This is a genomic window from Brevundimonas sp. ALps5, from assembly GCF_058681645.1.
Genome location: NZ_CM178744.1, coordinates 3,954,394 through 3,967,400, shown reverse-complemented (window position 1 = coordinate 3,967,400; position 13,007 = coordinate 3,954,394). Strand labels below are relative to the sequence as shown.

Genomic DNA, 13,007 nt, shown 5'->3' with positions numbered 1-13,007 from the left:
GCGCAGATGACCGAGCTTCAGACCACCACCCGTCCCCGCCGCCCGCGCCCCAAGGCCGTGACCCTGACCGACGCCGCCGCGGAGCGGGTGCAGGAGATCATGAGGAATGCCAGCGAGAATGGGGCCGACAAGCCGTACATCGCCCTGCGCGTGGGCGTGAAGAACGGCGGCTGTGCGGGCCAGGAATACACCTTCGCCTATGCCGAACAGATCGAGCCGCTGGACGAGGTGGTCGAGGACAAGGGCGTCACCATCCTGATCGACCCCAAGGCCATCCTGTTCCTGATCGGCTCCGAGATCGACTATGAGACGACGAAGCTGTCGTCGAAATTCGTGTTCCGCAATCCGAACCAGACCGACGCCTGCGGCTGCGGCGAGAGCGTGACCATCATCCCGGCCAAGGCCCTCGACGCCTGATGGGCGCACGCGATCCCGACTTCGAGGAATGGGTGCGCGAGCATTTCGCGGCGCTGGGCCCGCTCGAGATCAAGCGGATGTTCGGCGGGGCCGGGGTCTATCGCCAGGGGATCATCTTCGCCCTGCTGGACGACGGCGTGGTCTGGCTGAAGGGCGACGAGACCAATATCCCGGCGCTGGAGGCGGCGGGCTCGCGCCAGTTCACCTATCCCGGCAAGGACGGGGTCGAGATGAAGCTCGGCTACTGGAGCCTGCCGGACAGCGCGACGGACGACACCGACGAGGCGGCCGACTGGGGCCGCGGGGCGTTCGAGGTGGCGTTGCGGAAGGCGGCGGCGAAGAAGCCGAAGAAGAAATGATCCTTCTCCCCTTGCGGGAGAAGGTGGCCGAGCGCAGCGAGGTCGGATGAGGGGTTGTGCCGTCGTCTGACGCCGGGAGGTCACTCACCGGAGAGGCCTGCGTGACCCCTCATCCGTCAGCCTTCGGCTGCCACCTTCTCCCGCAAGGGGAGAAGGATCAGGCTTTCGCCCGCGCCGCCTCATCCTCGGACAGCACGCGCACGGCCGGCTCGACCGGCTTGCCCATCGCCTCGGCGATCAGTTCGTCGGTCTTGCCCTCGATGACCCCCTCGAGGCGGGCGAGGAACTCGTCCTTGCCGAGGCCGGTGGGGATGGGGTCGAGGAACTCCAGCGTGGCTGTGCCCGGGTGCTTCTCATACTTCTCCTCGGGCCAGAACAGGCCGAGGTTGGTGGCCAGAGGCACCACCTGCATGTCGAAGTCGCGGTACATGTGCCAGACGCCGGAGCGGTAGCGGTATTTGGTCCCGATCGCCGCCAGATGGCCTTCGGGGAAGATCAGGATCTTGCGGCCCTCGGCATGGGCGTCGGCGCCGCGCTGCTTGAGGGAATCGCGGGCCTCGCGGCCGCCGCAGCTGTTGACCACAATGGCGCCCAGCTTGTTGAGCACGGCGCCCAGCAGGGGGAATTTCTCCAGATGGTCGCCGGTGACGAAGGCCAGGTCGTCGAACTGGTCATAGGTGGCGAAGCCGTCGCCCCAGGACTGGTGCTTGGAGGCGATGATGAAGGCGCCGGCCGGCAGCCGTTCGCGGCCGCGCACCTGAATGGTGATCCCGGCGAAGACGCGCATGGCCTGAACCATTCGCTTCACATAGCGGCGGATGACCCAGGTGGTCGCTTCACGGCCCGGCGTCAGCGCCGCGAAGGCCGCCGTCAGCCCGTAAAAGATCGACAGGGCCCAGTAGGCGACGTTGAAAGCAAAGCTTCGCATTGGCTCCTTGGGCGCTAACGCTCGCGGCGCGGCCGCTCGCTGCTTGAGCGGACTATGGCATGCTTTGCGTGACGGTCTCGCGCCTTATCAGGCCGCGGCGTCCAGACGTTCGCCGTTGGTGACGCGGTTCCGGCCGGCGCGCTTGGAGGCGTAGAGGGCCTCGTCGGCGCGGTCGAGCAGCAGGGTGCCGCTTTCGCCCGGGCGGCGCTGGGCCAGGCCCGCCGAGATGGTCACGGCGCCGAGTTCGTCGTTGGTCGAGCGGCGGCGCAGGGCGCGCGAGCCGATTTCCTCGCGGATGGCGTTCAGGGCCGTCTCGACCTGCAGGGCGCCTTCGCCCGGGAAGATGACCGCGAACTCCTCGCCGCCGTAGCGGGCCGCGACGCGCGGGTTCTTGGAGATGCGGCCGATGACGCTGGCGACATAGCGCAGGACCTGGTCGCCGGTCTGGTGACCCCAGGTGTCGTTGAAGCGTTTGAAGTGGTCGATGTCGAGCACGGCCAGGGTGACGACGGTGCTGTTCTGATCGGCCTGTTCGCAGGCGCGCAGCAGCTCTTCGTCGAAGGCCTTGCGGTTGGCGAGGTTGGTCAGGGCGTCGGTCATGGCGTCGCGGCGCACCTGTTCCAGGTGTTCGCGCAGGCGGGCCACTTCCTTGGTGGAGGTCTCGAGGCGGCGCTCCAGGGTCGCGTTCTCGCGCTGGACCCGGCTGGTGGCGTCGGTCAGGCCGTCGACCAGTTGCTTGAGGTCGGCGGGAGCGGCGCCGGCCTGATCGATCCTGGCGCCGGTCTCGGCCAGGGTCTCGCCGTAGGCGGCCTGGGACTCCCTGGCCTTGGCGATGGCGTCGGACACGCTGGACAGTTCGCGGTTCAGCACGGCGCCGGCGTCGCGGATCTCTTCCGACAGACGGCCGCGCGGCAGGTATTCGGCGGCCAGCATCTCGGCCGTGCCCTCGGTGAAGGCGTCCTTGGTCTTCAGAAGGCGCGTGATCTCACGTCCCAGCGGACCCTCGGGGTCGCCGACATAGTGCAGCCACAGCTCGAAATTCAGCGGCGTCGGCCAGACGCCGGCGGCTTCCATCTCGGCCAGGGCGCGCCTGGCGAGTTGAAAGGCCTCGGGCCCCCGAAGCGCTGTTTCGACCTGAGTGGCCATCGATATCCCCCGATACGTCTTCTGACGCCGACGGGAGAGACGTTAGCCGGGGTTCCGTAACGCCGGGTTAAACGCGGGCGAAAACTTCGCCCGTCGTCCAGAAATACGTATCAGCCCTTAGTTGTGGGCCGTGGGTGTGGCCCGTCAGGCGCGAACGGGGACCGGCCGACGCAGGAAGGCCGGGATGTCGGCGCCGAAGCCGGAGCCTTCCTTGGCGGGCGGCAGTTCGCGGTCCTTCGAGGCGCCGGCGCGGTCGGCCTGACGCAGCCGGGGCTCGTGCGCCGGGCGAGCCTCGGCGACCGGGGCGACGGGCGCGGCTTCCGCGACGGTTTCGACGGTCTTGTCGGCGCGGCCGCGACGGCTGCGGGTGCGGCGGGCCGGAGCCTCGTCCGACGTGGCGGCGACGGGCGCGTCGGCGGCGACGGTCTCGACGACCTCGGCCTCGGCCGCCTGCTCGACGGTCTTTTCACCCCGGGGCGCGCGGCCGCGGCTGGAGCCCCGGCCTTCCGACCGGCCCTCGGAGCGGTCGGCGGGCTTGGAGTCGCGGCGGCCGCCCAGCGCGGACCAGTCGATGTCCAGCTTCAGCTCTTCCGGGGCCATCTTGATCAGCTTGAGGACCTTGTCCAGACCCTTGTCGTCGGCCGGGGTCACGATCATGAAGGCCTGACCCTTGCGTCCCGCGCGGCCGGTGCGGCCAATGCGGTGGACGTAGTCGTCAGCGTGGTGCGAAACGTCGTAGTTGAAGACGTGGCTGACGTCCGGGATGTCCAGGCCGCGTGCGGCGACGTCGGAGGCCACCAGGATCTTGAGGGCGCCCGAGCGGAAGTCCGCCAGGGTCTTCATGCGCAGCGACTGGTCGAGGTCGCCGTGGATCGGGGCGGCGTCGAAGCCGTGCGACTTCAGCGACTTGGCGACGACGTCGACTTCGGATTTGCGGTTGCAGAAGACGATGCCGTTGCGGACGTCCTCGCGGGCGACCAGGGCGCGCAGGGCGGCGCGCTTGGCCTTGGGATCCGAGGTCGGGATGCGCACCAGATACTGGGTGATGGTGTCCGCGGTCTGGGCCGGGCGCGAGGCCTCGATCCGGGTCGGATCCTTCAGGAACTGGGTGGTCAGGCGGGTGATCTCGGGCGGCATGGTCGCCGAGAAGAACAGGGTCTGGCGCTTGGGCGGCGTCAGTTTGAAGATGCGTTCGATGTCCGGGATGAAGCCCATGTCCAGCATGCGGTCGGCTTCGTCGATGACCATCAGCTCGACGCCGGTCAGCAGCATCTTGCCGCGCTCGAACAGGTCCAGCAGGCGGCCGGGCGTCGCGATCAGGACGTCCACGCCCTTGTTCAGCGCCGCGACCTGGTCGCCCATGGAGACGCCGCCGATCAGCAGCACCCAGCTCAGCTTGGTGCCCTTGGCGTATTTCTCGAAACTCATGGCGACCTGGTCGGCCAGTTCGCGGGTCGGGGCGAGGACCAGGGCGCGGGGCATGCGGGCCCGGGCGCGGCCCTTGGACAGTTTGTCGATGAGGGGGAGGGTGAAGGCGGCGGTCTTGCCGGTGCCCGTCTGGGCGATGCCCAGCACGTCGCGGCCGGCGAGGGCCACGGGGATGGCCTGGGCCTGAATGGGGGTCGCGGTCGTATAGCCGGTGTCGGCGACCGCCTGCAGGGTCGTGGGCGAGAGGCCCAGGTTCGCGAATTCTGTCATGAGTCCTTGGGAAGTCAGGTGAACGCCCAGCGTGGGCGTGCGTGCGATGCGCGGAACCGCCCCTCGGTGGGCGAGCGGGCGGCGCGGATTCGCCAGACCTGTCCCGAACGTGGGCCGCATATAGAAGCCCCTTCGTCAGAGTCAAGTATTCCGGGGATCGCGGGTCGCTTTCGGACGTTCTCTGGACGGAGGTTGCAAATCCCGTTCGATGGACGATAGTTAATGTCGGGGAAGGTACGAGGGCTTTGAAATGAAGCGCATTTTGTGCGCTGCGATAGCAGCGGCGTGTGTGTGTGGCGGGCCGGCTTCGGCCGATGTCAGCGCCGCCTTCGGCAATACGGTGGTGTCCCACTATCCGGACGGCGGCTGGGTCAAGCACTGGTTCAACCGCGACGGCAGCTATTCGGCCGAGTTCTCGGACGGGCGGCGGATCACCGCCACCTGGCGGGTCGAGGGCAACCGGGTGTGCCTGAACGGCATCCGGCCCTCCTTCATGATGATCTCGCGCTTCTGCTCGCCGATGATCGAGGCCGGGGTCGGCGAGCGCTGGGCGTCGCGTGATCCCCTGGGGCGCCGCGTCCAGAACGAGCTGGTGCCCGGGCGTTAAACCCGGGCGCAGCCGTCCGTTCCGCCTTATTCGCCGGTATCGGCCTCGGCCAGGGTGGTGATCCGCTGGTGGGCGCGCACAATGGAGCTGGCCACTTCATTGCGGGCGGTGTTCAGGTTCCGGCGGGTCATGACGACGCCGTAGAGCCCCTCCAGATAGGCCTTGTCCCAGTTGGTCAGCCCCTCCGTCTGGGCGGGATCGTCGAACAGGTTGAGCACGGTGGCGTAGCCCGAGGTGTCGGCGTCGGGATTGACCTGGGCCAGGGCCACCATGGCCACATAGTCGCCGAGCTGGCCGAGATTGACGTCGGCGATCTCATTGGCGTCGAGTACGATATAGACGCGGGCCAGGTTGTCCGAGATGGAGCTGAGCAGCCGCGAGCCGTTCACCCGGACCTGCGGCGTATAGTCCATCGGGGTGGAGCAGGGGTCCTTGCAGTAGCCCGGAATCCGGGTGGCGACCTGACCCTCTTCATCCACGGGAACGCTGACGTGCCACCAGCGGACCGGGCGGTCGACGGTCTGGAAGGCTTCCAGGGCGGCGCGGCCGCGATCCGTTCCCGTGCCGCCGAGACGGAACAGGCGGGGGCGATAGGCGACCAGTTCGGGGGTGAAGGCCTGGGCGTCGTCGGTGGCGAAGATCAGGATATTGGGCGTGCAGCCTTCATCGCCGACGCGAAGACCCACCTCCTGGGCGACGTCGGAGACGCGGTCGACGATGGCGTGGGCCATGTCATTGCGCAGATTGACCACGGCCGGGCAGACGGACCCGCGCCAGCGCGCCAGCCCCCGGTTGTTCGCCGGCGCCCCGATCTCGCGCACGAAGGTGTTCACCCGATCATCGAGGCGTCGGCCTTCGACCACGACGTCCTCCAGATCCGTGGGCGTGTCCGCCGAGGGGATGGCGGTCTGGACCGGCGGAATCGGCGTCTGACCGTCTACGGCGGAGGCGGGGGCGGCGGAAATCAGCAGAGTGGCGAGGGCTGCGATGAGCATGGCGGTCTCCTGAGCCTTGATGTCGGGGGGCGCTTATTGCGGGGCGGGGTCGTCGGTGATGCGGTGGTGAACGCGGACGATGGAATCCGCGATCTCTCCCCGGCGCGCGCCGAGGTTCAGCTTGGTGCTGTGGGCGTCGTAGAGGCCCTCCATATAGGCCTGGTCCCAGTGGGTGAGGGTCTGGGTCTGGGTCGGATCGTCGAAGACGTTCAGGATCGTCGCATAGCGGGAGGTGTCCGCCTCCGGGTCGATCTGGGCCATCGAGACCAGGGCGACATAGTCCGCCAGCTGGGTCAGGGAGACGTCCCCGATGCGATCGGCGTCGATGATGACATAGACGCCCTGGATGTCGTCGACCGTCTGGGTCGACATCCGCGAAAAGGAGCGCAGGGCGATGTTCGGAGCGTATTCCGGCGCGCTCCCGCGCCCGTCCGCGCCGCCTGTGCCCGACCCCGCCACGTCGCCCGGCATCCGCACCGCGCGCACGCCGGTATCGCCGTCGACGGGCATGCTGATCGTCCACCAGCGCACGGGTCGGTCGGCGGTCTTGAAGCGGTCGAGCGCCTCGCGGCTCTGGTTCATCCCGGTTCCGCCCGGGACGAACAGGCGCGGCTGCCGATCAACCATACTGGCGGTGAAGGCGTCGGCCTGTGTGGTGGCGATGATCACGACGTTGGGCTTGCAGCCCGGCGCGCCTGTCCTGAGGCCGAGATCCGCCGCCACCGTGGAGACGCGGTCGACGATATATTGCGCGGTCTCGCCGCGCAGGTTGACCACGCCGGGGCAGACGGCGCCGCGCCAGCGGGCGAGGCCGCGGCCCGGAGCCGGATCGGCGACCGAGCGCACGAAGTCCTCGGTGGCGTCCTCGAGGCGGCGGCCCTCGATGATGATGTCATCGAGATCGACCGGCGCGTCGGCCGAAGCCGCGGGCGGGCGGGTCTGGGGATCCGCGTCCGGCGCGGGCCGCGCCTGGGCCCCGCCGGAAACCAGCAGGGCGGCGAGAAGCAGAGCGAGCACGGTGAACCTCCTGAACAGAATTCAGCAACCGACGCTATCGTGGTTGTGGCGGCGCGACAATCGGAAGTGGAGATTTTTCGCGGCCTGCACGCCGATCAAATCCCTGCGGCGAAAGGCCGATTGAGCGCGGCGGCGTCAGGCCTCGAACGTCCGCGCCGAGGGGGAGGGGGAGGCGGACTTCGGGCGGGTCCAGTCACCCAGCCGGTCGGCGAGGTCGATATAGTCGTCGGCCTGACGGCGCAGCTCGTCGGCGATCATCGGCGGCTGGCTCTTCGTCGTCGAAACGACGGTGACGCGCACGCCCTTCGCCTGCACCGCCTGGACCAGCCGGCGGAAGTCGCCGTCGCCGGAGAAAAGGACGACGTGGTCGAGGTGTTGGGCCATCTCCAGCATGTCCACCGCGATCTCGATGTCCATATTGCCCTTGGTCCGGGTGTGGCCCTGGGCGTCCGTGAAGCGCTTGACCGGCTTGGTCACGACCGAGAAGCCGTTATAGCCCAGCCAGTCGACCAGGGGCCGGATCGGAGAGAACTCTTCGCCCTCGACCACGGCCGTGTAATAATAGGCGCGAACCAGGACGGCTTTGTCGCGGAACGACTCGACGAGCTTGCGAAAATCCAGATCGACGTTCAGCGCCCTGGCCGCCGAATAGAGATTGGCCCCGTCGATGAACAGGGCGATGCGATCGGACGGGTACATGGAAGGCTCCAGCGCAATATCAGCAACGGCCACGAGAGGCGTCGGCGTCAATATGGACGTCGACCTTGATGCGCCTCTGGACCTCGATGGGGCCGTCATCGTCGCCCTCGGCTGCAATGACAAGGGGGTCTGGCCGTCCTGCCGCGACGCGCTGGAGGCGGCCCTGACCCGGTTCCGTGCCGAGGGCATCGATGTGCTGGCCCAGTCCTCGTGGTGGAGCAGTCAGGCCTGGCCCGATCCGACCGATCCGCCCTTCCTGAACGGGGTGGCGGTGGTGCGGACCGATCTGGACCCCCATGCCCTGATGGCGGCCCTGGGCCGGATCGAGGAGTGCTTCGGCCGGCAGAGGACCGTTCCGAACGCGCCCCGGACGCTGGACCTGGATCTGATCGCCTATGGGCGCGAGCGTGGCGACTGTCAGGGGCTGATCCTGCCGCATCCGCGCGCGGCCGACCGGCTGTTCGTCATGGGGCCCCTGGCCGAGATCGCCCCCGACTGGCGCCACCCCGGCGGCGGCTTCGCCAAGGCCCTGGCCATGACGGCGACCGTGGGGACGGATGCGCGGCCGCTGAGCTGAGCGCTCTCAAAAGGCCGTCGCCCCAGAATCGCCTCTCTGGCGTTGCACAAATCCGTGCTTATCTGTATTTGGCGCGGTTCTCCCGCCGCACGAGGATTCTTGATGGCTCGCGTCACTGTCGAAGACTGCATCCAAAAGGTGCCGAACCGCTTTGGTCTGGTTCTGCTGGCCGGCAACCGCGCCCGCGCGATCGCCAACGGCGCCGCGCTGACCCTGGATCGCGACAACGACAAGAACCCGGTCGTCGCCCTGCGCGAGATCGCGGACGAAACCGTTCTGCCCGACGACCTGATGGAGACCGTCGTGGTCGCCCTGCAGCGCGTCGACGAGCGCACGGAAGCCGAGGACGAGGCGGAAATCGTCGGCCTGCTGGCTGAGCCGCAGCACATGAACATGGCCGAGCAGGAGCTGATCCGCGCCCTGCAGAGCGACCGGGACGGCGGGCAGGAGGAACGGTACTGACGGCGGAACCCGCTAACGGTATCACGATCCTCCCGGCGCGGGCCGGCAAGTCCCCGCCGCAGCCGAATGTCGCCAATAACAACGACCCTGTTTCGCCGTCGGAGGCTCCTCCGGCGGCGAAACGCGTTCCGATCCTGCGTCAGTTCGAGCTGATCGAGGCGGTCAAGGCCTATGACCCCACCGCCGACGAGGCGATGCTCAACAAGGCCTATGTCTATGCGATGAAGATGCACGGCTCGCAGCTGCGGGCCTCCGGCGACCCCTATTTCGCGCATCCGATCCAGGTCGCGGGCATCCTGACGGATTACAAGCTCGACACCGCCTCCATCGTCACGGCCCTGCTGCATGACGTGGTCGAGGATACCACGGCGACGCGCGACGACATCGCGGCGATGTTCGGCGAGGAGATCGCCGTCCTGGTCGAGGGGGTGACCAAGCTGTCGCGGCTGGAGCTCCAGGCCGAGCACACCCGTCAGGCCGAGAACTTGAGAAAGTTCATCCTGGCCATCAGCCGCGACGTCCGCGTCCTGCTGGTCAAGCTGGCCGACCGTCTGCACAACATGCGGACGCTCCAGTATGTGAAGCCCGAGAAGCGCGAGCGGATCTCCAGAGAGACGCTGGAGGTCTATGCCCCGCTGGGCCGGTCGATCGGCATCCATTCGATCGCCTCCGAGCTGGAAGAGCTGGCGTTCGAACACATCAATCCGACCGCCCGCACGGCCATCGAGCGGCGTCTGGAGGCGCTCAAGCTCGAGCACGGCCGGGCCATCGAGGGGGTGTCGACCGAGGTCGAGCGGGTCCTGTCGGAGGCCGGCATCGGCGGCGCGCGCGTCTTCGGCCGGCAGAAGACGCCCTATTCGATCTGGAGGAAGCTGCAGCGCAAGACGGTCGGCTTCTCGTCCCTGTCGGACATCTACGGCTTCCGGGTGATCGTGCCGTTCGAGGACGACTGCTACCGCGCGCTCGGCGTCATCCATCGCGCCTGGCCGATGGTGCCCGAGCGGTTCAAGGACTTCATCTCCACGCCCAAGTCGAACAACTACCGCTCGCTGCATACCACGGTGGTGGGGCCGGGCGGCCTGCGCATCGAGATGCAGATCCGCACCGAGGCCATGGACCGGGTCGCCGAGGACGGGGTCGCGGCGCACTGGGCCTACAAGAACCAGTCCTATGGCTTCGACAAGGAAGGCATGGAGGCCGAGGGTGGGCGCGACCCGCTGCAGAACCTGCGCCACCTCGTCCAGGTGATCGAGCACGGCGAGGGCGGCGAGGACTGGGTCGAGCACGCCAAGCTGGAGATGTACCTGGATCAGGTCTTCGTCTTCACGCCCAAGGGCCGGCTGATCACCCTGCCGCGCGGCGGCATGGCCCTGGACTTCGCCTATGCGGTTCACACCGAGGTCGGGGATACCGCCGCCGGGGTGAAGATCAACGGCGAGCTGAAGCCGATGCGCACGCCGCTGCAGAACGGCGACGTGGTCGAGATCATCCGCGGCGCCAAGCGCGAGGCGCCCGCCGACTGGCGCAGCCTGACGGTCACCGGCCGGGCCCGGTCGGCGATCCGTCGGCACATCCGCGGGGCCGAGCGCGAGGAGTTCCTGCGTCTGGGCCGCACGACCCTGGACCAGACGATCACCAAGGCCGGCAAGTCGATGGTCGACGTCTCGCTGAAGCCCGCGCTGGAAGTGCTGGCTGTGGCCAATGAGGCCGATCTGTTCGAGGCCATCGGCCGGGGGCGTATCTCGCCGGTCAAGGTCGCCGAAACCCTGTTCCCGGCCCTGATGGGCAAGATCAAGCCGGCCCAGCAGCGCAAGCCCATCCAGGACGCCCGCGCCCGGCTGTTCGTGCGCGGCGGCGGCCTGACGCCCGGCGTCAGCGTCCACTTCGGCCAGTGCTGCACCCCTCTGCCCGGCGATCGCATCGTCGGCATCCTCGAGAAGGACAAGGGGCTGACGGTCCACACCATCGACTGTCAGAAGCTGGCCGAGTTCGCCGACGACGACAGCGTCTGGCAGGACCTGCAGTGGACGCCCCAGGCCGAGCAGGGCGCCGTCGGCCTCGCCCGCCTGCGCGCCACGGTGCGCAACGGCGTCGGCGTGCTGGGTCAGGTCACGACCCTGATCGGCGAGGCGGGCGGCAATATCCGCAACCTGACCCTGACCCACCGTCAGCAGGACTTCTTCGACCTGAACTTCGACGTCGAGGTCGAGGACGCCAAACACGCCACCATGATCATGGCGGCCCTGCGCACCAATCCGTCCGTCGACACGGTTGAGCGCGTGCGGGGGTAGGGCTAAGAGGCCCCCATGAACACCGAAGACGTCCTCAACGAGTTTCGAGCCGCCGGCGCCCTGCGCGAGGGGCATTTCGTCCTGTCCTCCGGCCTGCACAGCCCGGTCTTCCTGCAGAAGAACCTGGTCTTCATGCACGCCGACCGCTGCGAGCGGCTGTGCAAGGCCCTGGCCGAGAAGATCGTCGCCACGGTCGGCCCGGTCGATGTGGCCATCTCGCCCGCCGTGGGCGGCATCATTCCCGGCTATGAGACCGCGCGGCACCTGAAGGTGGCCTCGCTGTACGTCGAGCGCGAAGGCGGCGCCTTCAAACTGCGTCGCGGCTTCCAGATCGAGCCCGGCCAGAAGGTGGTGATGGTCGAGGATATCGTCACCACGGGCCTGAGCTCGCGCGAATGCATCGCGGCGATCAAGGAAGCCGGCGGCGACGTGGTCGCGGCGGCCTGTATCGTCGACCGCTCGGGCGGCCGCGCCGATGTCGGCGTGCCCCTGATCGCCCTGGCGACGCTGGACGTGCCCGCCTATCACGCCGACGAACTGCCCGCCGACCTGGCCGCCATCCCGGTGCAGGACCCCGGTAGCCGGCGGCTGGCCAAGTAGGGATCGGCGCGACAGTGCTCAGACTCGGCGTCAACATCGACCACGTGGCGACCGTCCGGAACGCGCGCGGCGGCCTGTATCCCGATCCGGTGCGGGCGGCGCGCGAGGCGCTGGCGGCGGGCGCCGACGGCATCACCGCCCACCTGCGCGAGGACCGGCGCCATATCTCGGACGCCGACATCGACGCCCTGGCCGTCGTCCTGCGCGATGAGCACCGGCCGCTGAACCTCGAGATGGCGGTGACCCAGGAGATGCTCGACATCGCCCTGCATCACCGGCCGCACGCCGTCTGTCTGGTGCCCGAGAAGCGCGAGGAGCGCACCACCGAGGGCGGGCTGGACGTCGCCGGCGGCCACAACTGGATCGCCCCCTTCGTCGCCCAGCTGAAGGCGGCGGGATCGCGCGTGTCCCTGTTCATCGGCGCCGACCCGGTGCAGATCCACGCCGCGCACCGCACGGGCGCCCAGGTGGTCGAACTGCACACCGGCGCCTTCTGCGACGCCTTCCGCGACGGTCATGAGGCCCAGGCGGCGGAACAGTTGGCTGCCCTGACGTCGGGCGCGGCCCTGGCCGCCGATCTGGGGCTGGAGGTCCATGCGGGCCACGGCATCGACTATGAGACGGTCAAGCCGGTCGCGGCCATCCCGCAGATCATGGAGCTGAACATCGGCCACTTCCTGATCGGAGAGGCGATCTTCGTTGGTCTCGGCGAAGCCATCGCCCGGATGCGGGCCCTGATGGATGAGGCGAGGGCGCCCCAGTGATCATCGGGGTCGGCGCCGATCTTTGCGACATCCGCCGGATCCAGGAATCGCTCGACCGCTTCGGCGACCGGTTCAGGAACCGCTGCTTCACCGAGATCGAACGCACTCGCTCGGACCGCAAGCCGGACGCGGCCTGGAGCTACGCCAAGCGGTTCGCGGCCAAGGAGGCCTGCGCCAAGGCCCTGGGCACCGGCATGCGCCGCGACGTCTACTGGAAGGACATGGGCGTCGTGAACCAGCGCAGCGGCCAGCCGACCCTGCAGCTGACCGGTCCGGCCGCCGACCATCTGGTCCGGCTGACGCCGCCGGGCCACACGGCGAAAATCCATCTCACCCTCAGCGATGAACACCCCTATGCACTCGCCTTCGTGGTGATCGAGGCCTTGCCGCTGTCGTAATCACGCTATAGTGCGGCCTTCATGCGCCGCGCGAAGCGGCCGGGGATCG

General features: G+C 68.4%; 15 protein-coding genes. 9 read left to right on the top strand and 6 right to left on the bottom strand.

Features of this window, described 5'->3' with window-relative positions:
• Positions 1-6: 6 nt before the first annotated feature.
• Positions 7-417, top strand: coding sequence for a HesB/IscA family protein (locus ACW172_RS19025; RefSeq protein WP_492032950.1), 411 nt, complete (start codon positions 7-9; stop codon positions 415-417).
• Positions 417-776, top strand: a complete 360-nt coding sequence (locus ACW172_RS19020) for a TfoX/Sxy family protein (protein ID WP_492032949.1) — start codon at positions 417-419, stop codon at positions 774-776. The genes ACW172_RS19025 and ACW172_RS19020 overlap by 1 nt, the downstream gene beginning before the upstream one ends.
• A 157-nt stretch (positions 777-933) precedes the next feature.
• Here ACW172_RS19020 and ACW172_RS19015 read toward each other — a convergent pair whose 3' ends face one another.
• The 3 genes from ACW172_RS19015 to ACW172_RS19005 all read right to left on the bottom strand — a co-directional run bounded on the left by ACW172_RS19015 (position 934) and on the right by ACW172_RS19005 (position 4,548).
• Entirely contained in the window at positions 934-1,704 is a 771-nt protein-coding gene (locus ACW172_RS19015; RefSeq protein ID WP_492032948.1) for a lysophospholipid acyltransferase family protein, read from the bottom strand.
• A gap of 87 nt (positions 1,705-1,791) precedes the next feature.
• Positions 1,792-2,850, bottom strand: a complete 1,059-nt coding sequence (locus ACW172_RS19010; RefSeq protein WP_492032947.1) for a GGDEF domain-containing protein — start codon at positions 2,848-2,850, stop codon at positions 1,792-1,794.
• A 144-nt stretch (positions 2,851-2,994) separates the two neighbouring features.
• Entirely contained in the window at positions 2,995-4,548 is a 1,554-nt protein-coding gene (locus ACW172_RS19005) for a DEAD/DEAH box helicase (RefSeq protein ID WP_492032946.1), read from the bottom strand.
• A gap of 250 nt (positions 4,549-4,798) precedes the next feature.
• Between ACW172_RS19005 and ACW172_RS19000 the strand changes: the two genes are divergently transcribed.
• Positions 4,799-5,155, top strand: coding sequence for a hypothetical protein (locus ACW172_RS19000; protein ID WP_492032945.1), 357 nt, complete (start codon positions 4,799-4,801; stop codon positions 5,153-5,155).
• Between the two features lie 26 nt (positions 5,156-5,181).
• On the opposite strand, the gene ACW172_RS18995 is transcribed toward ACW172_RS19000, so the two are convergent.
• The 3 genes from ACW172_RS18995 to ACW172_RS18985 all read right to left on the bottom strand — a co-directional run bounded on the left by ACW172_RS18995 (position 5,182) and on the right by ACW172_RS18985 (position 7,866).
• Positions 5,182-6,150 (bottom strand): hypothetical protein, encoded by a 969-nt coding sequence (locus ACW172_RS18995; RefSeq protein ID WP_492032944.1) that lies wholly within the window; start codon positions 6,148-6,150, stop codon positions 5,182-5,184.
• A 33-nt stretch (positions 6,151-6,183) separates the two neighbouring features.
• Positions 6,184-7,167 carry a hypothetical protein gene (locus tag ACW172_RS18990; RefSeq protein ID WP_492032943.1) on the bottom strand — a complete coding sequence of 328 codons (984 nt, stop codon included), beginning with the start codon at positions 7,165-7,167 and terminating at the stop codon, positions 6,184-6,186.
• Between the two features lie 135 nt (positions 7,168-7,302).
• Positions 7,303-7,866, bottom strand: coding sequence for a LabA-like NYN domain-containing protein (locus ACW172_RS18985; RefSeq protein ID WP_492032942.1), 564 nt, complete (start codon positions 7,864-7,866; stop codon positions 7,303-7,305).
• Between the two features lie 52 nt (positions 7,867-7,918).
• Here ACW172_RS18985 and folK point away from each other — a divergent pair, with 52 nt between their 5' ends.
• The 6 genes from folK to acpS all read left to right on the top strand — a co-directional run bounded on the left by folK (position 7,919) and on the right by acpS (position 12,958).
• Entirely contained in the window at positions 7,919-8,443 is a 525-nt protein-coding gene (folK, locus tag ACW172_RS18980) for a 2-amino-4-hydroxy-6-hydroxymethyldihydropteridine diphosphokinase (RefSeq protein WP_492032941.1), read from the top strand.
• A 102-nt stretch (positions 8,444-8,545) separates the two neighbouring features.
• Positions 8,546-8,905, top strand: coding sequence for a DNA-directed RNA polymerase subunit omega (rpoZ, locus tag ACW172_RS18975; RefSeq protein ID WP_492032940.1), 360 nt, complete (start codon positions 8,546-8,548; stop codon positions 8,903-8,905).
• A 194-nt stretch (positions 8,906-9,099) separates the two neighbouring features.
• Complete coding sequence (locus ACW172_RS18970) at positions 9,100-11,196, top strand: RelA/SpoT family protein (protein ID WP_492032939.1); 2,097 nt, start codon at positions 9,100-9,102, stop codon at positions 11,194-11,196.
• 15 nt (positions 11,197-11,211) lie between these two features.
• Complete coding sequence (pyrE, locus tag ACW172_RS18965) at positions 11,212-11,796, top strand: orotate phosphoribosyltransferase (protein WP_492032938.1); 585 nt, start codon at positions 11,212-11,214, stop codon at positions 11,794-11,796.
• Positions 11,797-11,810: 14 nt separating this feature from the next.
• Positions 11,811-12,560 carry a pyridoxine 5'-phosphate synthase gene (locus tag ACW172_RS18960; protein WP_492032937.1) on the top strand — a complete coding sequence of 250 codons (750 nt, stop codon included), beginning with the start codon at positions 11,811-11,813 and terminating at the stop codon, positions 12,558-12,560.
• Positions 12,557-12,958 (top strand): holo-ACP synthase, encoded by a 402-nt coding sequence (acpS, locus tag ACW172_RS18955; protein WP_492032936.1) that lies wholly within the window; start codon positions 12,557-12,559, stop codon positions 12,956-12,958. Before ACW172_RS18960 ends, acpS begins: the two co-directional genes overlap by 4 nt.
• Positions 12,959-13,007: the final 49 nt, after the last annotated feature.

Bases quoted from the DNA above. Each gene is read 5' to 3' on its own strand.
- ACW172_RS19025 (WP_492032950.1), top strand. From the start codon at position 7: ATGACCGAGCTTCAGACCACCACCCGTCCCCGCCGCCCGCGCCCCAAG.
- ACW172_RS19020 (WP_492032949.1), top strand. From the start codon at position 417: ATGGGCGCACGCGATCCCGACTTCGAGGAATGGGTGCGCGAGCATTTC.
- ACW172_RS19015 (WP_492032948.1), bottom strand. From the start codon at position 1,704: ATGCGAAGCTTTGCTTTCAACGTCGCCTACTGGGCCCTGTCGATCTTT.
- ACW172_RS19010 (WP_492032947.1), bottom strand. From the start codon at position 2,850: ATGGCCACTCAGGTCGAAACAGCGCTTCGGGGGCCCGAGGCCTTTCAA.
- ACW172_RS19005 (WP_492032946.1), bottom strand. From the start codon at position 4,548: ATGACAGAATTCGCGAACCTGGGCCTCTCGCCCACGACCCTGCAGGCG.
- ACW172_RS19000 (WP_492032945.1), top strand. From the start codon at position 4,799: ATGAAGCGCATTTTGTGCGCTGCGATAGCAGCGGCGTGTGTGTGTGGC.
- ACW172_RS18995 (WP_492032944.1), bottom strand. From the start codon at position 6,150: ATGCTCATCGCAGCCCTCGCCACTCTGCTGATTTCCGCCGCCCCCGCC.
- ACW172_RS18985 (WP_492032942.1), bottom strand. From the start codon at position 7,866: ATGTACCCGTCCGATCGCATCGCCCTGTTCATCGACGGGGCCAATCTC.
- folK (WP_492032941.1), top strand. From the start codon at position 7,919: ATGGACGTCGACCTTGATGCGCCTCTGGACCTCGATGGGGCCGTCATC.
- rpoZ (WP_492032940.1), top strand. From the start codon at position 8,546: ATGGCTCGCGTCACTGTCGAAGACTGCATCCAAAAGGTGCCGAACCGC.
- ACW172_RS18970 (WP_492032939.1), top strand. From the start codon at position 9,100: ATGCTCAACAAGGCCTATGTCTATGCGATGAAGATGCACGGCTCGCAG.
- pyrE (WP_492032938.1), top strand. From the start codon at position 11,212: ATGAACACCGAAGACGTCCTCAACGAGTTTCGAGCCGCCGGCGCCCTG.